A 22,217-nucleotide genomic window follows, 5' to 3' on the forward strand; every position below is an offset into this window, starting at 1 on the left:
CGCCTTGTCGATCTGGTCGTACGCGGTGAACGTCGCACCGCCCGACTCAGCCAACACCTTCGTGATCGCAGCCGTCAAAGACGTCTTGCCATGGTCAACGTGACCGATGGTGCCGATGTTGCAATGCGGCTTGTTCCGCTCAAACTTCGCCTTCGCCATTTCTTTGACGCCTCACATGCCCGATCAGAGGAAAAATTCACTAACCAATATCAACGGCCGGCCGACGGCTGGAGCGGGTGGAGGGAATCGAACCCTCGTAGCCAGCTTGGAAGGCTGGTGCTCTACCATTGAGCTACACCCGCCGAGCCGTTCGCCCATCAACCGCGCCGATGGTCGTATGGTGGAGGGGGTTGGATTTGAACCAACGTAGACATACGTCGGCAGATTTACAGTCTGCTGCCATTGACCGCTCGGCCACCCCTCCACAGCACTACGACCATCGCCCGGCGCAGCGGAGGAGCGCACTATGTAAATTTCCGAGGCATTGTCAACTGGCGAAAGCGGGTTGCGCAGGGCCGGTCCGACGCCAGCCCCCTATGCAGCTCAAGGATTTACGCCTAAGAGCCTTGCCCAACACCCGTTCCGGAAACCCTGTCATGCGCAAGCGCCCCCCGTCTTCCTCGTCCCCGACCTCGCAATCGCCCGATGGCGTTGCACGGACCGCCGCGCCACGCGGCCCCGCCCCCGCCCGCCCGGCGCCGCAGCGGCCGGGCTCGCGCGCCGACGGCAAACCCGGGCCGCGCCCCGGCGGCAAGCCGGCAAAGCCGGCGCCTTATGCCGCCGTCCGCCCAGCGGCAGTCGAGCGCGAGCCGTCGCGTTCCCGCCCCGCCGCCACTCCCCGCCCGGCCATCCCGCGCAGCGCCGAGCCCCGCTCGGCCGACGCGAACAGCAGCGGTGGCGCCCCGTGGCTGTGGGGCCACCATGCCGTGGCCGCCGCGCTGAAGAACCCCCAACGCAAGCTCGTCCGCCTGGTCGCGACCGAAGATGCCGCGGCCGAGCTGGCCGGCATGCTGGGCGAAGCGGCCATCGTCGAGCCGCAGGTCATGAACCGCGACTCGATTGCAAAGCTGCTGCCGCCCGGCGCCGTGCACCAGGGCGTGGCGCTGCTGGCCAAGACTCTGAAGCCCTGGCAGCTCGAAGACGTCATCGCCCATCTGGGCGAGGCGGAGCGTGCCATCGTGGTCGTGCTGGATCAGGTGACCGACCCGCACAACATCGGCGCGGTCTTGCGTTCCGCCGCCGCGTTCGGAGCGGTTGCGGTGGTCCTGCCCGATCGCAACGCTCCTGAAATCTCAGGAACGCTCGCCAAATCCGCCTCGGGCGCGGTCGAGCACGTGCCGCTGGTGCGCGTCGTCAATCTGAATCGCGCGCTCGAGCAGCTGAAGAAGGCCGGCTTCTGGAGCGTCGGCCTCGCCGGCGACGCGGAAGCGACGCTCGCCAGCCACAAGCTGTCCGGACGGGTCTGCCTGGTACTGGGGTCGGAGGGCGACGGCTTGCGGCGCCTGACCCGCGAGGCGTGCGACCTGATGGCCCGGCTGCCGACCCAGGGTCCGGTCGCCAGCCTCAACGTCTCCAATGCTGCCGCAATCGCGCTCTACGAACTGGTACGCGCCGGCTGACCTGCCGGCGTCGCAGCAGGGGATGAGGGCATGGCGCGCTGGCTGATCGGGTTCATGGCTTTGCTGGCGCCGGCGCTCGCCGTCGCTGCGCCCTTCGGCGAGCCGGTCGATACCGCCCTGGTCCTCGCGGTCGATGTCAGCTTGAGCGTTGATGCCGGGCGCTATGCGCTGCAGCGCGACGGCACGGCTGCAGCGATCGGCAGCCCGGACTTCGCCCGCGCCCTGGCCAGCGGCCCCAACGGCGCGGTCGCCGTCACCGTCGTGGAATTTTCCGATCCGGACCGGCAGATCCCGGTCATGCCCTGGACCCGCATCGCGTCAGCCGCCGACGCCCAGGCCTTCGCCGAGCGCTTGCGCCAAGTGCAACGCAGCTCGGACGGCCTGACCGGCATCGCCAACGCGCTGCTGGCGGCCGAAGACATGTTCGACGAGTCGCCCTGGGCGGCGACCCGCCGCGTGGTCGACGTCTCCAGCGACGGCATGAGCAACATCGGCCCGCCGATCGACGAGGTGCGCGACCGGCTGGTCGCCCACGGCATCACCATCAACGGCCTGCCGATCCTGTCGGAGGAGCCGTCGCTCGAAACCTATTACACGCTCTATCTGATCGGCGGTCCCGGCGCCTTCGTGGTGGTGGCGCAGGACCTGGCGAGCTTCGCGGATGCCATGCGCCGCAAGCTGGTCACCGAGGTGACGGTGGCGCAGCTGCCCGTGCCGCCGCCGGGCTGAGACATAAAAAAGGACGGATCCCGCGAAGGATCCGTCCTTTTCGTTCCTGCCGCTTGGTTAGCGCGTCAGCGGCTTGTACTGGAAGCGGTGCGGCTGGTCGGCGGCCACGCCCAGGCGCGCCTTCCGGTCGGCCTCGTACATCTGGTAATTGCCCTCGAACCAGACGACCTTGGCATCGCCCTCGAACGCGAGGATGTGGGTCGCCAGGCGATCGAGGAACCAGCGGTCATGGGTGATGACCACGGCGCAGCCGGCATATTCCTCGAGCGCGTCTTCCAGTGCCCGCAAGGTATCGACGTCGAGATCGTTGGTCGGTTCGTCGAGCAGCAGGACGTTCGCGCCGGTCTTGAGCATGCGGGCGATATGGACGCGGTTGCGCTCGCCGCCCGACAATTGCCCGACCTTCTTCTGCTGGTCCGTGCCCTTGAAGTTGAACAGGGCGACGTAGGACCGGCTGTTCATCTTGCGCCGGCCGAGGTCGATCTCGTCGAGCCCGTCGGACACCACCTCCCAGACGTTCTTCTTGGGATCGAGCGTGTCGCGCGACTGGTCGACATAGCCGAGCTTGACCGTATCGCCGACGCGGAAGTCGCCCGAATCTGCCTTGTCCTGGCCGGTGATCATGCGGAAGAGCGTGGTCTTGCCGGCGCCGTTCGGACCGATCACGCCGACGATGCCGCCCGGCGGCAGCCGGAACGACAGGTCCTCCATCAGCATGCGGTCGCCGAAGCTCTTGTTGACATGGGCGGCCTCGATGACGAGGTCACCCAGGCGCGGCCCCGGCGGCAGCACGATCTGCGCGCTGTCGGGCGCCTTCTCCTTGGAATTCGCCACCAATTCGTCGAACGCCTGGATGCGCGCCTTGGACTTGGCCTGACGCGCCCGCGGGCTGGCCCGCACCCATTCCAGTTCGCGGGCGATGGTGCGCTGGCGCGCCACCTCGGTCTTGTTCTCGATCTCGAGCCGCTTCTGCTTCTCCTCGAGCCACGAGGTATAGTTGCCCTCGTGCGGGAAGGTCCGGCCGCGATCGACTTCGAGGATCCAGGTCGCGACGTCGTCGAGGAAATAGCGATCATGGGTCACGGTGATGACCGTGCCCGCGAAGTCCTTGAGATAGCGCTGCAGCCACGCGACCGAGGCTGCGTCCAGATGGTTGGTCGGTTCGTCGAGCAGCAGCATGTCGGGCTTCTCGAGCAGCAGGCGGCACAGCGCCACCCGGCGCTTCTCGCCGCCCGACAGCTTGTCGACCGTGGCCTCGCCCGGGGGGCAATTGAGCGCGTCCATGGCGATCTCGACGGTCCGGTCCAACTCCCAGCCGTTGACCGCGTCGATCTTCTCCTGCAGCTCGCCCTGCTCCATGATGAGGTCGTTCATCTCGTCATCGCTCAGCTCTTCGGCAAAGCGGCCGCTGACCGTCTCGAACCGTTCGAGCAGGTCCTTGGTCTCCTTGAGGCCGAGCATGACGTTGCCCTGGACGTCGAGCGTCGGGTCGAGCTGCGGCTCCTGCGCCAGATAGCCGATCTTGATGCCATCGGCGGCCCAGGCCTCGCCGTTATACTCCTTGTCGACGCCCGCCATGATCTTGAGCAGGGTTGACTTGCCGGCACCGTTCGGACCCAGCACGCCGATCTTCACGCCCGGCAGGAACGACAGCCAGACGTCCTTCAGTATTTCCTTGCCGCCCGGATAGGACTTGTTCAAGCCCTTCATCACATAGACGTACTGATAGCCGGCCATCGACCTCTCCAACTCACGAACGGGCGTCATTTGACGGAATTTGGGGCGGCGGCCCCGAAAGCCACGCGCACGGGCCGTTTCTAGCGCATCCGATGCATCCGGTGCAACCGAGCCCGCCGCGCAGCGGCCATTCGCAGACGCGCCGATCGCGGATTGTTTGATATGCAATCCTTCCCTCTTCTCCCCGGATGGCCGATCCGGCATGGTGGCGCTCTCGCGCAACCGACCGGGACCCGTCGATGTCCGAAGCAACTTCCGTCCTGCGCCACCTCGAGCAAGATTTCGACCAGGCGGTCACCCGCTATCTCGAATTCCTGCGCATCCCCAGCATCTCGACCGATCCGGCCTATGCGGGCGAGGTCAGGCGAGCCGGTCAATGGCTGGTCGACCAATTGACCGGGCTCGGCTTCGAGGCGGCCCTGCACGACACGCCGGGCCACCCGGTGCTGATCGCCCATCACCCGGGCCCGGGCGGCGACGGGCCGCACCTGCTCTATTACGGCCATTACGACGTGCAGCCGGCCGATCCGCTGGAACTCTGGGATCATCCCCCGTTCGAGCCGACGATCGTCGAGGCGGAACGCGGCCCGCGGGTGGTCGCGCGCGGCGCGGTCGACGACAAGGGGCAGGTCATGACCTTCCTCGAGGCGTTCCGCGGCTGGCACACGGTCCACGGGACGTTGCCCGTCAGGATCACGGTGCTGATCGAGGGCGAGGAAGAGACGGGCAGCCCCTCGCTGCCGGATTTCCTCAAGGCCCACCGCGCCGAACTGAAGGCCGACGTCGCCGTCGTGACCGATACCAACAGCTGGGACATCGACACCCCGGCGATCACGACCATGTTGCGTGGCATGGTCTATGTCGAAGTCACGCTGAAGGGCCCCAGTCGCGACTTGCATTCCGGCATGTATGGCGGAGCGGCGATCAATCCGCTGAACGCGCTCACCCGCATCCTGGGCCAGTTGCACGACGATCGCGGCCAGGTCCAGATCCCGGGCTTCTACGACGACGTGGTCGAGACGTCGAAAACCGACCTCGCGATGTGGAAGACGCTCGGCTTCGACGAGCGGCGGTTCCTGGGCGAGATCGGTCTGAAAACCTCGAGCGGCGAAGGCGGGCGGCATGTGCTGGAGCGGCTCTGGTCGCGACCGACCTGCGATCTGAACGGCATCTGGGGCGGCTACACCGGCGCCGGCGCCAAGACGGTGATCGCCGCGGAGGCTTCGGCCAAGCTCAGTTGCCGGCTGGTCGCAGCGCAGGATCCCGAACGGATCGTGGCTGGAATCAGGTCGTTCTTCGAAGCCCGGACGCCACCCGATTGCCGATGGGAGATCAAGCTGTTCGGCCAGTCGCCCGGCATCAGCGTGGCGACCGATTCGCCGCACATGGGCGCCGCCAAGGCCGGCTTGAAGGAAATCTACGGCCGCGACCCGGTCCTGGTCGGTGTCGGCGGCTCGATCCCCGTGGTGGGCTGGATGCAGGAGCATCTGGGCCTCGAATCGATCCTGCTCGGTTTCGGGCTGGAGGATGATCGGATCCACTCCCCGAACGAGAAATTCGAGCTGCGCTGCCTGAAGAACGGCATTCTCTCCCATGCCGCGATCCTGGCGCGGATGGCCGCACTCGGATCGAACTGACCGAGCGCACTGCAGCATGAAAGCCACAATCTTCGGCGAACATTGGAAAAATCACCCCGGAAAGTGAAATTCGGGGCTGGTGAACGGGATCGACCTCGTCTATTTTGACGTTGAACGACAGGGCTGAGCTCTACCGGCATCGCTACGCCTGTCGACCAGTCGATCTATCAAGACAGGAGTTTCGAATGCGCAACAAGATTTTGACCGCCCTCGTCGTGGGTTCGATGCTCGTTTCGACCACCGGCATCGCCCTCGCTCAGACGACCAGCCAGTCCACGACCACGACGACCGCCGCGCCGGCCCCGGCTGCGGCCGGTGCCTCGGGCTCCGCCGGTGTCGCCGGTCTCTCGGTCGGCACCCTGGCCGCCATCGGTGCCGGCGTGATCGTCGTCGCCGCCGTCGCCGCTGCAGCCGCATCGAATGGCGGCGACAATGGCACGCCGAGCGGATCCTCGACCGGCACGTCGACCGCGACCTCGACCAACTAACCGGTCCTGTTCCAAGCAAGGGGTGTCCCGTGAGGGGCACCCCTTTTTTGTTGCGCGCAGGACCGCCACCCCGTCGACATCGGGAAATTCCAAAAGCCCCGTTCCCGCTTTATGCTGACCGGACCGGCGATCTATCACGGGGCCGCGACCTCGATCGATGAAGGGACCCCATGTTGAGCCGACGACGCGCCATTGCCGCCCTTCTGGTCCTCGGTTCGCTGGTTTCGACGATCGCCCCGGCCAGGGCCGAGACGACGGAGATCCGGATCGCCCAGCAGTTCGGCATCTCCTACCTGCCGCTCATCGTCATGAAGGAACAGCACCTGCTCGAACAGGCGGTCGTCGAGGCCGGGCTGCCCCGCCCGACCGTGACCTGGGCGCAGTTCAGCGGCGCCGCGGCGATGAATGATGCGCTGATCTCGGGCAATCTGGACGTCGCCACCGCCGGCGTCGGGCCGATGATCATCGTCTGGGCCCGCACCCGCGCCTCGCTGAAGATCACCGGCGTCGCGGCGCTGGGCGCCATGCCGAATCTGCTGACCACGTCCAATCCCCGCATCAGGACATTGGCCGATTTCACCGACAAGGATCGTATCGCCCTGCCAGCGGTCAAGATCGGCGCCCAGGCCGTCATGCTGCAGATGGCGGCCGAGCAGGCCTTCGGTCCGGGACAGCAGAACAAGCTCGACGACATCACCGTCAGCATGGCGCATCCGGATGCCGCAGCCGCCCTGCTCGGCGGCTCCAGCGAGATCGATGCCCATTTCACCAGCCCGCCATTCTCCGACCAGGAATTGGCCAATCCCAAGATCCACAAGGTGTGGAGCAACTACGACCAGATGGGCGGCCCGGCGACCTTCAACGTGCTGTATGCGCCGGAGAAGTTTCACGCGGCCAACCCCCAGAGCTACGGCGCGCTGCTGGTCGCCCTCGATCGGGCCATGGCGGTGATCAAGGCGGACCCGACCGCCGCCGCTGCGCTCTACATCAAGTCCGAAGGTTCGAAACTGACGCCGGCCTTCGTCGAAGGCATCATCCGCGATCCCGCCAACGACTTCACCGCGACTCCGCTGCAGACGCTGAAGACCGCGCGGTTCCTGTTCAAGACCGGCGCCGTCAAGGTCGAGGCTGCGAAATGGCAGGACCTGTTCTTTCCCGAAATCGCCGGCCGCCCGGGCAGTTGATCCCCGTGATCGGATCCCCGCTTCTGTCGGTCGACGCGGTGACGCTGCAATATCGCGTGCCCGGCCGCCTGGTTACGGCGGTGCATGACGTGAGCTTCGACGTGCTGAGCGGGGATCGCTTCGTCATCCTGGGTCCATCGGGCTGCGGAAAATCCAGCCTGTTGAAAGCGATCGCCGGGTTCGCCCTGCCCAGCGCCGGAACGATCCGGCTTGCCGGTGAGCCGGTTCGCCGGCCCGGTCCCGATCGCATGATGGTGTTTCAGGACCTCGACCAACTGCTGCCCTGGCAGACGGTCGCCGGCAACGTCGTCTCGGCGCTGCGCCGGGCCGCCGGCCTGCCGCGCCAGGAGGCCGAGGTGCGGGCCACCGAGATGATCGGCCGGGTCGGCCTCGCCAAATTCGCCGAGGCCTATCCGCACACACTGTCCGGCGGCATGAAGCAGCGCGCCGCGCTCGCCCGCGCGCTGGCGCTGCGCCCGGCCATGCTGCTGATGGACGAGCCATTCGCCGCCCTCGACGCGCTCACCCGCGCCACCATGCAGCGCGAGTTGCTGGGCCTCAGCCTCGACATGGCCTTGACCGTCTTGTTCGTTACCCATTCGGTCGAGGAGGCGCTGCTGATCGGCACCCGGATCCTGGTGCTGAGCGCCCATCCCGGCCAGGTGCGCGCCGAATTCAACGGCGTCCCGCCCGACGCGGCACCGGCGGCCAGGGAGCGGCTGAAACAGCGCATCGAAACCCTGATCATGGCAACCGACGCCTCCGTGGCGGAGATTTCCCATGGCGGGTGATCGGCCCGAACGGGAGATCCCGAGTACCGTCCTCGCCGAAGTCGCCGACCTGGCGACTCCGCTCGGACCGATCGAGCGGCTGCGGACCAGCCTCGGCTTCTGGCGTCTGATCGTCCTCGTCGTGCTCGCCGTCGCCTGGGAGGGTTATGGTCGCTGGATCGGCAACGACCTGCTGTTCCCGACCCTGGGCGAAACCCTGTCGGCCCTGTGGGATGCGACGGTCAGCGGCGTGCTGCCGATGCGCATCCTCGCCAGCCTGCGCATCCTGGTCGCCGGCTACGCGATCGGCCTCGTGGCGGCCGCACTGTTCACCACGATCGCGATGTCGAGCCTGGTCGGGCGCGCGGCGCTCTCGACCCTGACCGCCATGTTCAATCCCCTGCCGGCCGTGGCCCTGCTGCCGCTGGCCTTGCTGTGGTTCGGCCTGGGCGCACCGAGCCTGATCTTCGTCATCGTCCATTCGGTGCTCTGGTCGGTCAGCCTCAACGCCTATGCCGGCTTCGGCGCGGTCAACCAGACCCTGCGGATGGTCGGCTGGAACCTGGGCATCCGCGGCTGGCGGCATGTGGCGCTGATCCTGGTGCCCGCCGCCTTCCCGGCGATCCTGTCCGGCCTCAAAATCGGCTGGGCCTTCGCCTGGCGGACGCTGATCGCTGCCGAGTTGGTGTTCGGCGTGTCGTCGCGCTCCGGCGGCATCGGCTGGTTCATCTACGAGAATCGCAATCAACTCGACATCGCCAGCGTTTTCGCCGGACTATTGGTCGTGATCGCGATCGGACTGCTGATCGAGGGGCTGATCTTCCGGCTGATCGAACGCGTGACGATCCAGCGCTGGGGTGTCGGGATCTGACGTCGTTCCCTCGAATGTGCGGGTCTGCATAGTAGATAGGCTATGAATAGATAGGATCAGAATTATTCTATAGTCCCCCCGTCGGCGCCCCTGCCGGCTCAGATTGGAGTGACCCTGTGGCGGAACCCTGGCCCAAATGGCAGATCGGCGTCGAGCTGGTCCAACTGGGCCGGCGCTGGCGCCGGGTTCTCGACGACGAGTTGGCCGGCTACGGACTGACCGACGCGACCTGGCGCCCGCTGTTCCACCTGGGCCGGTTGGGTGACGGCATCCGGCAGACCGAACTGGCCGACGCCATGGGCATCCAAGGCCCCTCCCTGGTTCGCCTGCTCGACAATCTGGAGCGCGACGGGCTGATCGCCCGCAGCGAGGATCAGGGCGATCGACGCGCGAAGGTCCTGACCATGACCGAGGCCGGCCGACAGACCTTCGCGAAAGTACTCGCCGTGACGGAGCGGGTCGCCGACCGTCTGTTCCAGGATGCGGAGACGGCAGACCTGGCCGCGTTGCAAAGGCTGTTCGGCCAGCTCGGCTCCGCCCTCCAGGCCCCGGGGCTGGGCCATGGCCGCTGACGTGGCCATCGGCTTGCGTCCCTTGTTGGCCTGGTTGCCCAGCTTTCCCGGCAAGTCCTGGTACCACGCGCTCAGCACGGCGGCCGCCGCGATGCTGGCGTTCTACGTCTCCTGCGCGCTGGAACTCGACAGCCCGGGATCGGCGGCCGTCACGGTGCTGATCGTGTCGAGCCCCCTGCCCGGCATGGTCCTGTCCAAGGGTATCTGGCGCCTGGTCGGCACTGCCGTCGGCGTGCTGGTCTCGATCCTGCTGATCGCCTGTTTCGCCCAGAGCCCGGCCGCCTTCATCGTGGCGCTGGCGATCTGGCTCGGCCTCTGCACCTACGTCTCGTCGCTGCTGCGCCATTTCCGGGCCTACGCCGCCGTGCTGGCGGGCTACACCATCAGCCTCGTGGCCTTGCCGGCGGCGGACAATCCGGATCAGATCTTCTACCTGGCGACCGGCCGCATCGCCGTCGTGACCGTCGGCATCCTGTGCACCGCCCTGATCAAGAGCCTGCTGGTGCTGCAGGTCGGCCATCGACGGCTTCGCCCGGCACTGGAAGGTGCGCTCGCGGCCACGGCCGAATTCGCGGCGCAGGCGCTCGACCTCGAGCCCGGCCTGCCGCAGCGCCGGCGCGCGGTCGCCGATCGGTTGATCGCGCTCGACCCGCTCGTGCTCGCCGCCGCCAACGAATCGGCGGAAACGGCCCAGCAGGCGCCGGCCGTCCGGCTGTTCGTCTCGGTGCTGGTCAACATCGTGACCCTGGCGTCGAGCGTGCGTGATGCGCTGGCGTCGCTGCCACCCGACGGCGCCGTCGCGCTCGCGATCACGCCGTTGCGCGACATGGTCCGCGACCTGCTGCGCACCTTGTGCGGAACGGCGGTCTTCCTGTCGCCGGCCACGGTCCAGTCCCTGGCGGCCGCGCGTGAAGCGGCGGCGGCACTCTCGGTCCAGCTGACGGTCGCGACCGCGCCCGAAACCCTCGACCTGCTGGCACTGGCGGCCCGGCTCGAGGATATCCTGGAGCAGTTGGCCTTTGCCCGGGACCACCTGATCGGCATCGAGCAGGGTCGGACCGGGCGCAGGATCACGCCGGTGTCCTACCATCGCGACTCCCATGCCGCGACCATCAACGGGCTGCGCGCCGCGATCGCGACCATGCTTGCGGGTGCGTTCTGGATCGCGACGGCCTGGTCGGCCGGATCGCAGATGCTGGCGGCGCTGCTGCCGGTCTGCGCGCTGCTGGGCAGCACCGAGCATCCGGAAAAGGCCAGCCTCGCCTTCACCCGCGGCATTGCGCTCGCCGCGGTCTGCGCCTTCGTCTGTCAGTTTTTCCTGCTGGCGCGCGTCGATGGCTTCCCGTTGCTCGTGCTCATGGTCGCGCCGTTCCTCGTCGTCGCCTGCCTCTACACCACGATACCGAAGCACGCCGGATCGGCGACCGCGTTCCTGATCTTCTTTACGACCTTTACCAACCTGCGCAACCCCATGACGTATGACATCGCGGCCGCGCTCAATACGGACATCGCCTTCATACTGGGGTCGCTGTGCGGCGTGCTGGTGTTTCGCACCTTCTGGCCGGCCGACCCGGTCCGCTCGGCCCGGCGCCTGGTCGCGGAGGTGCTGCGCGACCTGCGCGACCTGGCTGGCCCCCGCCGCCCGCCCACGCTCACCATGTGGGAGACGACCATGCATGATCGCCTGTCTCGGCTCAGCACGCGGCTTGCTGCCTCACCCGATCGGGCCGCCGTCGTCGAGGGTGGCATGGCCGCGATCCATATCGGCCGGGACATGATGCGGGCGCACCGGCGGCTCGACGGTCTGAGCCTGCCGGCGGACCCGGCGCGCAGCGTCGATGCCGCCTGGCGGGCGCTCCGCGGCCTGGTCGCGGCCCCTGACATGGCCGCCCAGGCGGCGAAAACCGCGGCCCTGCGGCTGCTGGATGCCGCCGGCACCGAGACCGGCGATGCCGAACGGACCGGGCTGCTGCGCGCGGCAGGCGCGTTCCACGAGATCGAGCTGCTGCTGGTGCGCCACCGCGCCTTCTTCACCGGCAGCCTGCCGTCGGAACCGGAGCCCGCATGATCGCCGAAATCAACGTCGCGGGCGTCTATCTGGCGCCGATCGCGCTCTACGCGATGATCGCCATTCCAATCTTTGTCGTCCTGCGCGTCATCCTGGCGCGCCTGGGATTCTGGCATGCCATTTGGCATCCGGCACTGTTCGAGGCTGCCCTCTACCTGTCGATCCTGTCGCTTCTCGTTCTGCTGTAGCGGTTAAACCAAGGCTTCCCACCATGCGCTTCCTCGTCAAATTCACGCGCGTCGCGATCACGCTCGCCATGCTGGCAGTGGCCGTCGTGCTGGTGGGCGCGCTCTGGCAGCGCTACATGCTGGCGCCCTGGACGCGCGACGGTCGGGTACGGGCGGAGGTCGTCGACGTGGCGCCCGAGGTCTCCGGCACGGTGGTCGAGGTTCCGGTCGCGGACAACCAGCTGGTCCATCGCGGCGACGTGCTGTTCCGGGTCGATCCGGTCCGCTTCAAGCTGGCCATCGCCTCGGCCCAGGCCTCCGTCGACGGCGCCAAGCAGGAGCTGCAACTGCGCGAGTCGGACGCCAAGCGCCGCCAGGGCCTGACCGGGGTGGTGTCGGCCGAGGAACAGGAACGGACCCGCAGCACGGCGACGGTCGCAAGCGCCCAGCTGGAGGCCGCCCAGGCAGCGCTCGACGTCGCCAAGCTCAACCTGGAACGCTCGGTTCTGCACTCGCCGGTCAACGGCTACGTCACCAACCTGCGTCTGCGCGTCGGCGACTATGCTAATGCCGGTCAGCCCAAGGTCGCGGTGATCGACGCCGATTCCTTCTGGATCAGCGGCTATTTCGAAGAGACGAAGCTGGGCAAGATTCACCCGGGCGATCCGGCGCGGATCAAGCTGATGGGCTATCGGCCGACCCTGACCGGGCACATCGACACGATCGCGCGCGGCATCAACGACCGCAACACGACGCTCGATTCGCTGGGGCTGCAAGACGTGAACCCGATTTTCACCTGGGTGCGGCTCGCCCAGCGCATTCCGGTGCGCATCCATATCGACACCGTACCGGATGGCGTGATCCTGGCGGCGGGAACGACCTGTTCGATCTCGGTCGGCGAGGACACCGCCCCCTCGACGGGACCAGTCGCCCGCCTCAGGCAATGGATCGAAGGAGCGCTGTGATGGTGCCTCCGCCCTTTTGCCGGCTGGGCGCCCTGCTGCTCGCCGGCTGGACCGCCGCCTGCACGGTCGGGCCGGACTACAAGCCGGACGGACTGGCGGTGCCGTCGGCCTGGACCGAGCAGCAGCCGAGCCCGGCCGACCAGGCAGCGGCGACCGAGCGCCTGCGCGCCTGGTGGGCATCGTTCCAGGACCCGCTGCTCGATCGGCTGGTCGCCCAGGCGATCGCCGGCAACGACGACCTCAAGATCGCACGCCAGCGGCTGATCCAGGCCCGTGCCGGCCGCGCCATCGCCGCCTCGGTCGATTATCCGCAGGTGACCGCCAAGGCCGCGCGCCTGCAGTCCAATTCCAGCACCACCGCGGATTATCCGCCGGGCATCGGCCAGTACCGGACCTGGGAGCTGGGCTTCGATGCGTCCTGGGAGATCGACGTGTTCGGCGGAACCCGCCGCGCCGAGGAGGCGGCCGACGCCGACATCGGCGCCGCGATCGAGGATCGGCGCACCATCCTGGTCAGCCTGTTGGCCGAATTGGCCAGCGACTATGCCAGCCTGCGCGCTAGCCAGTTGCGCCTGTCGATCGCGGTGCGCAACATCGAGGCGTCCCGGCGGGCGTTCGACCTGACCCAGCAGGAATTTCAGCGTGGCCTCGGCACGGACCTCGAAGTCGCCCAGGCCCGCGCGCAATGGAATAACGTCCGCTCCGCGCCGCCGGCGCTCAAAGCCTCGGTCGCCCGCCTCAGCCATGCGATCGCGGTGCTGGTCGGCGGCTTCCCGGGCGATCTGGAGGTGGAGCTCTCGAAGCCCGCGCCGCTGATGATGGTGCCGGCCAGCCTGCCCGTATCGCTGCCATCGGAGACGCTGACGAACCGGCCGGACGTCCGGCGCGCCGAACGGCGCTATGCCGCGGCCACGGCACGGATCGGCGTCGCGACGGCCGACCTGTTCCCGCATTTCTCGATCCCGCTGACGATCGATCCGACCTCGGCCACGATCGGCAGCCTGTTCCTGGCGAAAAGCCTGGACTGGTCGATCGGGCTGGCTGCCGGCACGCTGGTCTATGACGGCGGCAAGACCGACGCTCGGATCGAGAATGCCAAGGCTGTGGCCGAGCAGGCGCGCCTGGCCTACGAGCAAACGGTGCGCGGCGCGTTCCGCGACGTCGAGGACGCGCTGGTCACCTATCAGACCGAGACCGAGCGCAACGGCACGCTGAAAGAGGCGGCCGCGGACAGCGACCTGGCGCTCGATCGCGCCACCAAGCTCTACGGCGCCGGCCTTACCGACTTCCTCAAGGTACTGGACAGCGAGCGCGCCGCCTTTGCCGCCGAGGATCTGGAGGCACAGAGCCGCCTCGTCCGGGTCCAGAACGTCATCGCCCTGTTCAAGGCGCTGGGCGGCGGCTGGCAGGGTGTCGAGTTCGAGGATGCGAGGCCGGCGGAATAGCCTACTTGCAGCGAACCAGCCAGACGCGATAGGTCGGGCTGTCCGGCGGCACGGTTTCGTCACCCTGGACCCGGAAGCCGGCGGGGCAGAGCGCCTGGGCGTTCTTGTTCAGCCGCGCTTCGGCGGGCCCGTCGCCCTGCAGGTCGACGGTTACCCGATGCAGGCCCGGACCCAGGCTCTCCTCGCGCTCGCCGACGGTCTCGTGGCAGCCGGCAAGGGCCATCCCGATGCCGGCGAGCGCCAGGAAATGCCGGGCGGCCGTCACGGCCGCCCTCACCCGCGGTCCTAGGATGCCCGCTCCAGCGCGTGCTTCAGCGCGCGCATCTCGTCATGGCCGGACTTGACCGAGCGGTAGGCGCGCAGGATCAAGTCGCGGACCGGTGCCGAAAGATCGGTGTCGGCCAGCGCCTTCTCGTACTTGGCCTTGATGTGATCCTCGCCGGCCTCGACCTCGTTGACCACGCCCTGATCGCTGCCGCCGACCGCGGTCTTGAGGTTGAGGAACACCCGATGGGCCTTGCCGAGGATGGTGCCATCCTGTTCCGGCGTCACGCCGAGCCGGCGCACTTCGCCCTGCAATTCCGCCGTCACCTGCTTGCGCTCGATCGCCCGCTTGCCGAACAGCGTCTTGAATTGGGGATTGCGCGCATCCTTGGCCGCTTCGTCATAGCCATGGGCGCTGTCGAGCGTCGTCTCGATCAGGCCGTTCAAAATCGTGATGTCATGGTCGGTCGAGGTTGCCATCGGGCATCTCCTGTCTTGCGTCGGATCGCTTCGACGTTGAAGCGTCCGGTTACAACCCGCCGAGCCAGATGATGGTTGCAGCGAGCGCCTAGGGCTTCGACGCGCCGGCCTCCGCCGGCAGCGCGGTAAACGTCGGATTGCCGTGGCGATTGATCAGCAGCAGCACGTCGCCGGTTGCCGACGCCAGCCGCAGCTTGCCGGCGGCATCTTCCGGTCCGGCGATCGGCAGGCGGTCGATCGACAGGACCACGTCGCCCGGCACCAGGCCGATCGCGGCCGCCGGACTGTCCTCGGCGATGCCGCCGATCACCACGCCGGTCGCGGTGGGCGACAGGTTGTCTTCCTGGCGCAGTTCGGAGGTCAGGGCAGCGAACCACAGTCCCCGGGCGCTGTTGGCCTGGGTCGCGCCGCTCGTCGGCGCCTGGTCCGCGATGGGTGCGTTGGGATCGGCGCGCAAGGCCTTGGCGATCGTCGCGTCGATCTTGACCTGAGTGCCGTCGCGATCGACGACCAGCGCCAGCTTGTCGCCGACCCGCGCCGTGCCGACCAGGCGCGAAACGTCATGCACTGCCTGGGTCGGGTGGCCGTTGGCGGTCTTGATGACGTCGCCGACCTTCAGGCCCGCCTGCTCGGCCGGGCTGTCCGCTGCGATCTCGACTACGATCAGCCCCTGGGGATTGACCGGATCCATGCGCAGGGCGCCGGCGAGTTCGGGTCCCACCACCTGGACGCTGATGCCCAGATAGCCATGGTTGGCGTGGCCCTCTTCCTGCAGATGCTTCACGACCAGCCGGCCGATGCTCGACGGGATGGCGAAGCCGATGCCGACGCTGCCGCCGGACGGCGAATAAATCGCGGTATTGATGCCGACGACTCGTCCCGACGTATCGAAGGTCGGGCCGCCGGAGCTGCCGCGGTTGATCGGCGCGTCGATCTGCAGGAAATCGTCGAACGGTCCCTGCTGGATGTCGCGCCCCAATGCCGACACGATGCCGGTCGTGACGGTGCCGCCCAGGCCGAACGGGTTGCCGACGGTCATCACCCAGTCGCCGACCTCGACCTTGTCGCTATCGCCCCATTGCAGCGCCGGCAGCTTGGCCTTGGCCGCGATCTTGAGCACGGCCAGGTCGGTCTTCGGATCAGTGCCGACCACGGTCGCCGGATGCTTGGAATTGTCCTGGAACACCACGGTAATCTTGCTCGCCATCGTGACCACATGGTTGTTGGTCACGATGTAGCCGGCCGGATCGATGATGAAGCCGGAGCCGAGCGACACGCCCTTGCTGCCGGCCGGATCCTTCGCCGGCGGCGGCGGAGTCGGCAGGCCATGCTGCTCGAAATAGCGCCGCATGAAATCATCGAACGGCGTCCCGCTCGAACGCCCGGCAGTCTCGCCGCCGTCGCTCACCGCATCCGGCGGGATTTCGGCGACGATATTGACGACCGAAGGCATCACCCGCTTCACCAGCGGCGACAGGGTCGGCAGGGGAATCGGTGCCGCGAGCGCTCCCTTCTTGGCCGCATCGGCGGCCGTATCGGCCCCGGCAGATGAGGCCGCCAGCAGCAGTACCGCGACGATTGGAAACAGCGCGAGACGACGGGACGGATCGACGAAAGGACGCAGCGGCAATTCGACACCGGATGGTTGGGACGCGGGCCCGCATCTTCGGTCAGGCTCGCGCCGCACGCAACGGCCCGTCAACGCCGGAACGTCACCACCAGCACGTCCCTATAGGCCGGCCGCTCCGGATCGAGCGGTTCGACCGGCGTCACGCCGTGATAGACCCGCCCATCGTCGACCAGGGCGGAATCGAGCGGCTGGGTCAGGGTGAAGCTGCCGAGCGGCCGACGATCCATGTCGTGGATGGTCGTCATGCCGCTGGCGATATTGTCCCGCGCGACCAGCAGGACCAGCACCCAATCGACGCCGTCCCGATGCAACCCCTCCGGCGTCGGGCGGCCCTCCACGCCGGACCGGGCCTCGATGCGGAATTGATGGACCTCGACATGCCAGGCTGCCGGCTTGGTTTCGCGCGGCGTCAGCCCATCGAATAGCGCGAAGCACGAGGTGAGAATCGAATTCATCGCCGGATGGTCGGCCACATCGGGCCGGATCGGCTCGAACCAGCGCTCGAGCCCGCCGTTCAGCGAATTATAGTCCCGGCTCTGATAGTGCGGCTGATGCGGTTTGCGGATGACGCCGACATCCGACATGGCGAAAGCGGCATGGCGGCGGCGGCGATAGCGGCCGCCGTCGGCCATGTAGGTATCGAGTCCCAGGTCGTTCCAGCTGTCGGCGAACGCCGCCCAGTCGGTGAGGCCGGTCCGCTGCAGGATCGCCGCCATCGTCGGGGCTTCGACGAACGCGAAGCCGCGCTCTTTCAGCCCGACGCCGACCGGTTGAAGAAGCTCGTCCATGCTGCCTCCAGTATCGCTTATCGGAAACAAGCCTGGCCGAATCCTGCCGCAATCCCGTCAAGAGATTTTCGCCACCCTGAATCGCGCCACGGGCGTATGATGCCCTCGACAGAACTTTGGAAGGATACGCGACGATGGTGGATTCGCTGGCAGGTGCCGCGTCCAACGCGTTGACCGGGATCGAGCAGGCGCAGAACAGGATCGCGACCGCGGCGTCCAACATCGCGAGCACAGGCGCCGCTCCGTCGGGATCCGTGACCGCGCCGCCCCTGACCGGCGGCCAATTCGGCACGGCAGCAGGACAGGTTCAGCAGGCGCTCCAGGGCGCCGGCGGAGATCTCTCGACCAATCTCATCGATGTCGCGACCGCCAAAATCAGCTACGAGGCAAACGCCAAGGTCCTGAAAACGGTCGACAAACTCGCCAAGGATACGATCGACATCGTCACCTGACCCGGTCGATCGGCGGACCTAGCGGGCCATTGCCTCGATCTTCTTCGCAACCAGTTCCCACTGATGGGCAGCGGACATGCTGCCGCCGAGGCTGCTGTTCTCGGCGCGCTTGCGCGCCTGATCGGCGGCCTTCTTGCCGAACTGTTCGATGAGGGAGCGTGCGGCCTTCAACAATTCGATGTCTTCGCTCATGCAGGCTGGACCGTCTCGAAAATCAAAAACAAGGGCGTCGGGGCTGGATACCGCTCCGTCAGGAACTGCCGTCGCGGATCGGCCGCCCCGCATATAGTCCTTATGGACGAACAATCCGACGATTTTTGTACTCGATCACGACCGCGCGTGCGGTTTTTGTCGTGGGCGCGGCCATTTTGCCATCCAACGTCTCGGCCACGTACGGCCGCGGCGTAGGGATCGGCGCCGCAACCGGCCGAGGTGCGGCCTTGGCAACCTTCGGCTTGGGCGCCTGCGGCTTCGCCCGGCCGACCTTGATCTTGCGGGTGCCCACCATCGTCTTGTCGATGGCACTGATCGCCTTCTCGACGGCACCATCCGGCGCCAGCGCCACGACGCCGATCGTCGCCGGACCGGCATTGGCAGGGATCTGCCGGATCTCGGCACCGATCACGATGCCATATTCCTCGAACAGGTCCGCGAGCTTCGGCGCGGTCATGTCGTCGGGCAGATTGGTGACGATCAGGTTGCCTTTGAATGGTACCGGGCGCATGAGCCGACTTTCGAGAACGGGATTTGATCGTAGTTTATGCTGCATCGCAGCAAATCGAAAGAGGAAGATGCGGGTAGCGGCCCAGCGTGGCTCGCGGGATACAGATCCCCCAGGCGAACGCGCCGCTCGCCGTCGGCATTGCCATGGCAATTATTCGATCAACAAATCGTCATCACGCCCTTGATTGACCGCCAAACCGGGCGGCATCTATGGTGCGATATTGAATGATCGTTCAAAAAAGACGAAAGGGCCGGGGATGAGAATCGCCATTCTGGGATCGGGCGGTGTCGGCGGCTATTTCGGCGGTCGCCTGGCCGCTGCCGGCAGCGAGGTCACCTTCATCGCGCGCGGCGCCCATCTGGCGGCGATCCGGCAGCATGGGTTGCGCCTCGTCAGTCCGCGCGGCGATGCCCTGATCATGCCGGCCAAGGCGGTCGAGACGATCGACGAGGCCGGGCCGGTCGACCTGGTCATCGTCGGCGTCAAGCTGTGGGACACCGAAGAGGTGGCGCACAGCCTGGTGTCGGTCGCCGCGCAGGGTGCCGCTATCCTGTCGCTGCAGAACGGCGTGCAGAAGGACGAGATCCTGCGCCGGAGCCTGCCGGCCGAGGCCGTCCTGGGTGGCGTCTGCTACATCGCCGCCGCGATCGCGGAGCCGGGCGTCGTCGCCCAGAGCGGCACCATGCAGCGCCTCGTGTTCGGCGAATACGGCAATGCCCCGTCAACGCGGAGCGAGGCGTTCCTTGCGGCCTGCACCCGGGCGGGCATCGACGTGGAACTGAGCCGCGACATCGAACGGCTGATCTGGGAAAAATTCGTCTTCCTCGTGGGATTGTCCGGCACGACCGCGCTGTTCGGCCAGCCGATCGGGCCGATCCGCGAAGATGCCGAAAAGCGGGCCTTGCTGCTGGCGGCGATGCAGGAGGTCGTCGCCATCGGCCAGGCGAAGGGCGTGGCCCTGCCGGCGGACTATGCCGACAGCCGGCTCGCGTTCTGCGACACGCTGCCGGCCGGCATGACCTCCTCCATGCAAACCGATCTGGCACGGGGCAACCGGCTGGAATTGCCCTGGCTCAGCGGCGGCGTGGTCGAGATGGGTGCAGCGCTCGGTATTCCGACGCCGGCCAACCGGACGATTGCGGACGCGCTCGAACCGCGCACGCTCGGACGGGGCTGAGGTCGTGGCCAACCCGACCCTGCGCTCGCTCAAGGCCACGGCCGTCGCCGTGCCGATGGCCCGCCCGCTCGGCACCAGCGCACAGAAGATCGATACCGCCTCGCTGCTGCTGGTCGACCTGGAGACCGACCAGGGCGTGATCGGGCGGGGCTATGCCTTCTGCTATCTGCCCTCGATCGCCCGGTCGCTGCTGCCGGTCGTGGCCGAGCTGGACGCGGCCCTCGCCGGTCTGCCGCTGGCGCCGCTCGACCTGTCGAAACGGATCGCCCGGCATTTCCGCCTTCCCGGCCTGGTCGGCCCGCTCGCCATGGCCGCGTCCGCCATCGATACGGCCGCCTGGGACGCGCTGGCGATCGCCGCCGGCCTGCCGCTCGCGAGTTTCCTCGGCGCCGAGCCGCAGCCGATCCCGGCCTACAACAGCAACGGCCTCGGCCTGATGGCGCCCGAAGCGGCGGCGGACGAGGCGGAGGCGCTGCTCGACCGAGGCTTCCTCGGCGTCAAGCTGCGGCTGGGCCGCGCCGATTTCGCCCATGACCTGGCGGCGGTCCGCGCGGTTCGCCGCCGGTTGCCGGACCGGGTCCACCTGATGGTCGATTTCAACCAGGCCCTGACCTATGCAGACGCGATGCGCTATTGCCTGACCCTCGACTGCGAAGGCGTCTATTGGATTGAAGAGCCGATCCGCCACGACGACTACCGGCACATGGCCTTGCTGGCGGAGGCGGCCGCCACGCCGATCCAGCTCGGCGAGAATTTCGCAGGCCTGCCGCCGATGGCCGCGGCACTCGCCGCCGCCGCATCGGACTATGTCATGCTCGACCTGGACCGCATCGGCGGCGTGACCGGCTGGCGCCATGCCGCCGGCCTGGCCGCCGCCTATGGCCGGGAAGTGTCGTCGCATCTGTTCCCCGAGGTGAGCGCCCACCTGCTGGCCGCGACGCCGACGCGCCATTGGCTGGAATATGTCGACTGGGCCGAACCGATCCTGCGGGCGCCGCTGAAGATCGTCGACGGCATGGCGATCGTACCGCCCGGCCCGGGCAACGGCCTGCGCTGGGACGACGCGGCCGTCGCCAGGTTCCGACTGGATTGAGGACGCCCGATGGGACAGGCCAAGCAGTTCGACCCCGAACAAAGGCTGGATTGCGCGGTCGACGCTTTCTGGGAGAACGGCTTCGACGGCAGCGCCATGCAGGCGCTGTGCAAGGCCATGGGGCTGTTTCCCGGCAGCCTCTACGGCACCTATGGCGACAAGCGCCGGCTGTTCCTTCGGGCGGTCGACCGTTATATGGCGACCGTTTCGACCGAGGCCGTCGAAACGCTCGGTCGCGGTCCCTCCGGACTGGCCGCACTGCACCGGTATTTCCGCAACCTCGTCGACGGCATCCTCACCGGCCGGCGCCAATGGGGCTGCCTCATCACCAACACCATCGTCGAGCTGGCCCGGCGCGACCCGGAGATCAAGGCGAAGATCGACCTGCATCTGGCCCGGCTCGAAACCGCCTTCTGCGGCGCCATCGCCCGGGCACGGCAAGCCGGCGAGATCGCGCCGGACACGTCGCCCGACACCGCAGCCTTCCTGGTCTGCGTGGTACAAGGCCTGAACGTGCTCGCCAAGACCACACCGTCCCGCCAACGGCTCGATCGGGTGGTCACGACCGCCCTGTCGGTCCTGGGTGCGACGAGGCCCGCCTGCCCTGATCCACCCTAACCGAGACGAGGACCCATGATCCGCTTCTATTTCCATCCGACGCCCAATCCGCTGAAGGTCGCGCTGTTCCTCGAGGAGGCCGGCCTGCCCTACGAGGTCGTGCCGGTCGACACGCGCAAGGGCGAGCAGCATGCCGCGGCCTTTCGGGCGGTGAACCCGAACGGCAAGCTGCCGGCCATCGTCGATACCGAGGGTGCCGGCGGCGAGACGCGCGTGTTCGACTCGAACGCCATCCTGCTCTATCTGGGCGACAAGACCGGCCGGTTCGTCGGATCCGCCGCCGACCGGGGTGAGCTGCTATCGTGGCTCATGTTCGTCGCCAGCGGCATCGGCCCCTATTCGGGCCAGGCCGTGCATTTCCAGCGCGCGGCGCCCGAGCCCCTGTCCTACGCCATCAACCGGTACCGGCGGGAGGTGGAACGCCATTACCAGGTACTCGACCGGCACCTGGCCGGGCGCGAGACCATCGTCGGCACGGACTATTCCATCGTCGACATGGCGGCCTGGGGCTGGCTCGACCGCGCCGCCATAGCGCTGCCGGGCGATGGCGATCCGCTCGGGGCCTTCCCGGACCTGAAGCGCTGGTTCGGCACGATCAACACGCGCCCGGCCGTCGCCCGCGCGCGCGCCGTCGGGGCCGGGCACACATTCAAACAGGAAATGGACGAGGACGCCCGCCGCGCCATGTTCCCGTCGAACTATCCCGCATAGGGCGGCCGCCTCGCTACGTCGCCAGGCC

General features: G+C 67.6%; 25 protein-coding genes and 2 tRNA genes. 17 read left to right on the forward strand and 10 right to left on the reverse strand.

The window, feature by feature from the left end; all coding sequences use genetic code 11:
• The 3 genes from VGV37_RS10685 to VGV37_RS10695 all read right to left on the reverse strand — a co-directional run.
• The coding region (locus VGV37_RS10685) for a GTP-binding protein (RefSeq protein ID WP_326879684.1) at positions 1-159 on the reverse strand (159 nt) is incomplete at its 3' end.
• Positions 160-228: 69 nt separating this feature from the next.
• A tRNA-Gly gene (locus tag VGV37_RS10690) sits at positions 229-302 on the reverse strand.
• Between the two features lie 36 nt (positions 303-338).
• A tRNA-Tyr gene (locus tag VGV37_RS10695) sits at positions 339-424 on the reverse strand.
• A gap of 172 nt (positions 425-596) precedes the next feature.
• On the opposite strand from VGV37_RS10695, the gene rlmB reads away from it, so the two are divergent.
• Together rlmB and VGV37_RS10705 are read left to right on the forward strand one after the other, a co-directional pair.
• Positions 597-1,619 carry a 23S rRNA (guanosine(2251)-2'-O)-methyltransferase RlmB gene (gene rlmB / locus VGV37_RS10700; protein WP_326879651.1) on the forward strand — a complete coding sequence of 341 codons (1,023 nt, stop codon included), beginning with the start codon at positions 597-599 and terminating at the stop codon, positions 1,617-1,619.
• A gap of 30 nt (positions 1,620-1,649) precedes the next feature.
• Complete coding sequence (locus VGV37_RS10705; RefSeq protein ID WP_326879652.1) at positions 1,650-2,348, forward strand: DUF1194 domain-containing protein; 699 nt, start codon at positions 1,650-1,652, stop codon at positions 2,346-2,348.
• A gap of 57 nt (positions 2,349-2,405) precedes the next feature.
• Here the strand turns inward: VGV37_RS10705 and ettA are convergent, their stop codons facing one another.
• Positions 2,406-4,085: an energy-dependent translational throttle protein EttA gene (gene ettA, locus VGV37_RS10710; protein ID WP_326879653.1), complete on the reverse strand. Its 1,680-nt coding sequence runs from the start codon at positions 4,083-4,085 to the stop codon at positions 2,406-2,408.
• 239 nt (positions 4,086-4,324) lie between these two features.
• Between ettA and VGV37_RS10715 the strand changes: the two genes are divergently transcribed.
• The 10 genes from VGV37_RS10715 to VGV37_RS10760 all read left to right on the forward strand — a co-directional run bounded on the left by VGV37_RS10715 (position 4,325) and on the right by VGV37_RS10760 (position 14,252).
• Positions 4,325-5,722 (forward strand): M20/M25/M40 family metallo-hydrolase, encoded by a 1,398-nt coding sequence (locus VGV37_RS10715; RefSeq protein WP_326879654.1) that lies wholly within the window; start codon positions 4,325-4,327, stop codon positions 5,720-5,722.
• Between the two features lie 185 nt (positions 5,723-5,907).
• On the forward strand, positions 5,908-6,210 hold the full coding sequence (locus VGV37_RS10720; RefSeq protein WP_326879655.1) for a hypothetical protein: 303 nt from the start codon (positions 5,908-5,910) through the stop codon (positions 6,208-6,210).
• A 170-nt stretch (positions 6,211-6,380) separates the two neighbouring features.
• Positions 6,381-7,394, forward strand: a complete 1,014-nt coding sequence (locus VGV37_RS10725) for an ABC transporter substrate-binding protein (RefSeq protein ID WP_326879656.1) — start codon at positions 6,381-6,383, stop codon at positions 7,392-7,394.
• Positions 7,395-7,399: 5 nt separating this feature from the next.
• Positions 7,400-8,185, forward strand: a complete 786-nt coding sequence (locus VGV37_RS10730) for an ABC transporter ATP-binding protein (protein WP_326879657.1) — start codon at positions 7,400-7,402, stop codon at positions 8,183-8,185.
• The gene (locus VGV37_RS10735) at positions 8,175-9,035 is read left to right on the forward strand and encodes an ABC transporter permease (protein ID WP_326879658.1); all 861 of its coding nucleotides are present in this window, start codon (positions 8,175-8,177) and stop codon (positions 9,033-9,035) included. The genes VGV37_RS10730 and VGV37_RS10735 overlap by 11 nt, the downstream gene beginning before the upstream one ends.
• A 116-nt stretch (positions 9,036-9,151) precedes the next feature.
• Positions 9,152-9,607 carry a MarR family winged helix-turn-helix transcriptional regulator gene (locus VGV37_RS10740; protein WP_326879659.1) on the forward strand — a complete coding sequence of 152 codons (456 nt, stop codon included), beginning with the start codon at positions 9,152-9,154 and terminating at the stop codon, positions 9,605-9,607.
• Entirely contained in the window at positions 9,597-11,675 is a 2,079-nt protein-coding gene (locus tag VGV37_RS10745) for an FUSC family protein (RefSeq protein ID WP_326879660.1), read from the forward strand. The genes VGV37_RS10740 and VGV37_RS10745 overlap by 11 nt, the downstream gene beginning before the upstream one ends.
• Entirely contained in the window at positions 11,672-11,863 is a 192-nt protein-coding gene (locus VGV37_RS10750) for a DUF1656 domain-containing protein (protein ID WP_326879661.1), read from the forward strand. Before VGV37_RS10745 ends, VGV37_RS10750 begins: the two co-directional genes overlap by 4 nt.
• A gap of 23 nt (positions 11,864-11,886) precedes the next feature.
• Positions 11,887-12,807 (forward strand): HlyD family secretion protein, encoded by a 921-nt coding sequence (locus VGV37_RS10755; protein ID WP_326879662.1) that lies wholly within the window; start codon positions 11,887-11,889, stop codon positions 12,805-12,807.
• Entirely contained in the window at positions 12,807-14,252 is a 1,446-nt protein-coding gene (locus VGV37_RS10760) for an efflux transporter outer membrane subunit (RefSeq protein WP_326879663.1), read from the forward strand. The genes VGV37_RS10755 and VGV37_RS10760 overlap by 1 nt, the downstream gene beginning before the upstream one ends.
• A gap of 1 nt (position 14,253) precedes the next feature.
• On the opposite strand, the gene VGV37_RS10765 is transcribed toward VGV37_RS10760, so the two are convergent.
• From VGV37_RS10765 to VGV37_RS10780, 4 genes are all read right to left on the reverse strand, one after another.
• Positions 14,254-14,517: a hypothetical protein gene (locus VGV37_RS10765; protein WP_326879664.1), complete on the reverse strand. Its 264-nt coding sequence runs from the start codon at positions 14,515-14,517 to the stop codon at positions 14,254-14,256.
• A gap of 20 nt (positions 14,518-14,537) precedes the next feature.
• Positions 14,538-14,996, reverse strand: coding sequence for a PA2169 family four-helix-bundle protein (locus VGV37_RS10770; RefSeq protein WP_326879665.1), 459 nt, complete (start codon positions 14,994-14,996; stop codon positions 14,538-14,540).
• Positions 14,997-15,084: 88 nt separating this feature from the next.
• Positions 15,085-16,626 carry a Do family serine endopeptidase gene (locus VGV37_RS10775; protein ID WP_326879666.1) on the reverse strand — a complete coding sequence of 514 codons (1,542 nt, stop codon included), beginning with the start codon at positions 16,624-16,626 and terminating at the stop codon, positions 15,085-15,087.
• Between the two features lie 68 nt (positions 16,627-16,694).
• Positions 16,695-17,414: a 2OG-Fe dioxygenase family protein gene (locus VGV37_RS10780; RefSeq protein ID WP_326879667.1), complete on the reverse strand. Its 720-nt coding sequence runs from the start codon at positions 17,412-17,414 to the stop codon at positions 16,695-16,697.
• A gap of 134 nt (positions 17,415-17,548) precedes the next feature.
• Between VGV37_RS10780 and VGV37_RS10785 the strand changes: the two genes are divergently transcribed.
• Positions 17,549-17,866, forward strand: coding sequence for a flagellar basal body rod C-terminal domain-containing protein (locus VGV37_RS10785; RefSeq protein ID WP_326879668.1), 318 nt, complete (start codon positions 17,549-17,551; stop codon positions 17,864-17,866).
• Positions 17,867-17,884: 18 nt separating this feature from the next.
• On the opposite strand, the gene VGV37_RS10790 is transcribed toward VGV37_RS10785, so the two are convergent.
• Positions 17,885-18,058 carry a hypothetical protein gene (locus VGV37_RS10790; RefSeq protein WP_326879669.1) on the reverse strand — a complete coding sequence of 58 codons (174 nt, stop codon included), beginning with the start codon at positions 18,056-18,058 and terminating at the stop codon, positions 17,885-17,887.
• Between the two features lie 100 nt (positions 18,059-18,158).
• The gene (locus VGV37_RS10795; RefSeq protein ID WP_326879685.1) at positions 18,159-18,635 is read right to left on the reverse strand and encodes an RNA-binding protein; all 477 of its coding nucleotides are present in this window, start codon (positions 18,633-18,635) and stop codon (positions 18,159-18,161) included.
• Between the two features lie 211 nt (positions 18,636-18,846).
• Here VGV37_RS10795 and VGV37_RS10800 point away from each other — a divergent pair, with 211 nt between their 5' ends.
• Genes VGV37_RS10800 through VGV37_RS10815 form a run of 4 tightly spaced genes read left to right on the forward strand, consistent with a single transcriptional unit; the run spans position 18,847 to position 22,189 of the window.
• Complete coding sequence (locus VGV37_RS10800) at positions 18,847-19,767, forward strand: 2-dehydropantoate 2-reductase (RefSeq protein ID WP_326879670.1); 921 nt, start codon at positions 18,847-18,849, stop codon at positions 19,765-19,767.
• A 4-nt stretch (positions 19,768-19,771) separates the two neighbouring features.
• Positions 19,772-20,860 (forward strand): enolase C-terminal domain-like protein, encoded by a 1,089-nt coding sequence (locus tag VGV37_RS10805; RefSeq protein ID WP_326879671.1) that lies wholly within the window; start codon positions 19,772-19,774, stop codon positions 20,858-20,860.
• A 9-nt stretch (positions 20,861-20,869) separates the two neighbouring features.
• A complete protein-coding gene (locus tag VGV37_RS10810; RefSeq protein WP_326879672.1) occupies positions 20,870-21,478 on the forward strand; it encodes a TetR/AcrR family transcriptional regulator in 609 nt (202 codons plus the stop codon).
• 15 nt (positions 21,479-21,493) lie between these two features.
• The gene (locus VGV37_RS10815; protein ID WP_326879673.1) at positions 21,494-22,189 is read left to right on the forward strand and encodes a glutathione S-transferase family protein; all 696 of its coding nucleotides are present in this window, start codon (positions 21,494-21,496) and stop codon (positions 22,187-22,189) included.
• Positions 22,190-22,217: the final 28 nt, after the last annotated feature.

This window comes from Aliidongia sp., from assembly GCF_035943795.1.
Taxonomy (GTDB): domain Bacteria; phylum Pseudomonadota; class Alphaproteobacteria; order ATCC43930; family CGMCC-115725; genus Aliidongia.

What these genes read in the sequence shown, in the direction of transcription:
- VGV37_RS10815 (WP_326879673.1), top strand. Translation starts at nt 21,494, where the DNA reads ATGATCCGCTTCTATTTCCATCCGACGCCCAATCCGCTGAAGGTCGCG.
- VGV37_RS10755 (WP_326879662.1), top strand. Translation starts at nt 11,887, where the DNA reads ATGCGCTTCCTCGTCAAATTCACGCGCGTCGCGATCACGCTCGCCATG.
- VGV37_RS10800 (WP_326879670.1), top strand. Translation starts at nt 18,847, where the DNA reads ATGAGAATCGCCATTCTGGGATCGGGCGGTGTCGGCGGCTATTTCGGC.
- VGV37_RS10705 (WP_326879652.1), top strand. Translation starts at nt 1,650, where the DNA reads ATGGCGCGCTGGCTGATCGGGTTCATGGCTTTGCTGGCGCCGGCGCTC.
- VGV37_RS10735 (WP_326879658.1), top strand. Translation starts at nt 8,175, where the DNA reads ATGGCGGGTGATCGGCCCGAACGGGAGATCCCGAGTACCGTCCTCGCC.
- rlmB (WP_326879651.1), top strand. Translation starts at nt 597, where the DNA reads ATGCGCAAGCGCCCCCCGTCTTCCTCGTCCCCGACCTCGCAATCGCCC.
- VGV37_RS10760 (WP_326879663.1), top strand. Translation starts at nt 12,807, where the DNA reads ATGGTGCCTCCGCCCTTTTGCCGGCTGGGCGCCCTGCTGCTCGCCGGC.
- VGV37_RS10810 (WP_326879672.1), top strand. Translation starts at nt 20,870, where the DNA reads ATGGGACAGGCCAAGCAGTTCGACCCCGAACAAAGGCTGGATTGCGCG.
- VGV37_RS10770 (WP_326879665.1), bottom strand. Translation starts at nt 14,996, where the DNA reads ATGGCAACCTCGACCGACCATGACATCACGATTTTGAACGGCCTGATC.
- VGV37_RS10785 (WP_326879668.1), top strand. Translation starts at nt 17,549, where the DNA reads ATGGTGGATTCGCTGGCAGGTGCCGCGTCCAACGCGTTGACCGGGATC.
- ettA (WP_326879653.1), bottom strand. Translation starts at nt 4,085, where the DNA reads ATGGCCGGCTATCAGTACGTCTATGTGATGAAGGGCTTGAACAAGTCC.
- VGV37_RS10780 (WP_326879667.1), bottom strand. Translation starts at nt 17,414, where the DNA reads ATGGACGAGCTTCTTCAACCGGTCGGCGTCGGGCTGAAAGAGCGCGGC.
- VGV37_RS10745 (WP_326879660.1), top strand. Translation starts at nt 9,597, where the DNA reads ATGGCCGCTGACGTGGCCATCGGCTTGCGTCCCTTGTTGGCCTGGTTG.
- VGV37_RS10720 (WP_326879655.1), top strand. Translation starts at nt 5,908, where the DNA reads ATGCGCAACAAGATTTTGACCGCCCTCGTCGTGGGTTCGATGCTCGTT.
- VGV37_RS10790 (WP_326879669.1), bottom strand. Translation starts at nt 18,058, where the DNA reads ATGAGCGAAGACATCGAATTGTTGAAGGCCGCACGCTCCCTCATCGAA.
- VGV37_RS10725 (WP_326879656.1), top strand. Translation starts at nt 6,381, where the DNA reads ATGTTGAGCCGACGACGCGCCATTGCCGCCCTTCTGGTCCTCGGTTCG.
- VGV37_RS10715 (WP_326879654.1), top strand. Translation starts at nt 4,325, where the DNA reads ATGTCCGAAGCAACTTCCGTCCTGCGCCACCTCGAGCAAGATTTCGAC.
- VGV37_RS10795 (WP_326879685.1), bottom strand. Translation starts at nt 18,635, where the DNA reads ATGCAGCATAAACTACGATCAAATCCCGTTCTCGAAAGTCGGCTCATG.
- VGV37_RS10750 (WP_326879661.1), top strand. Translation starts at nt 11,672, where the DNA reads ATGATCGCCGAAATCAACGTCGCGGGCGTCTATCTGGCGCCGATCGCG.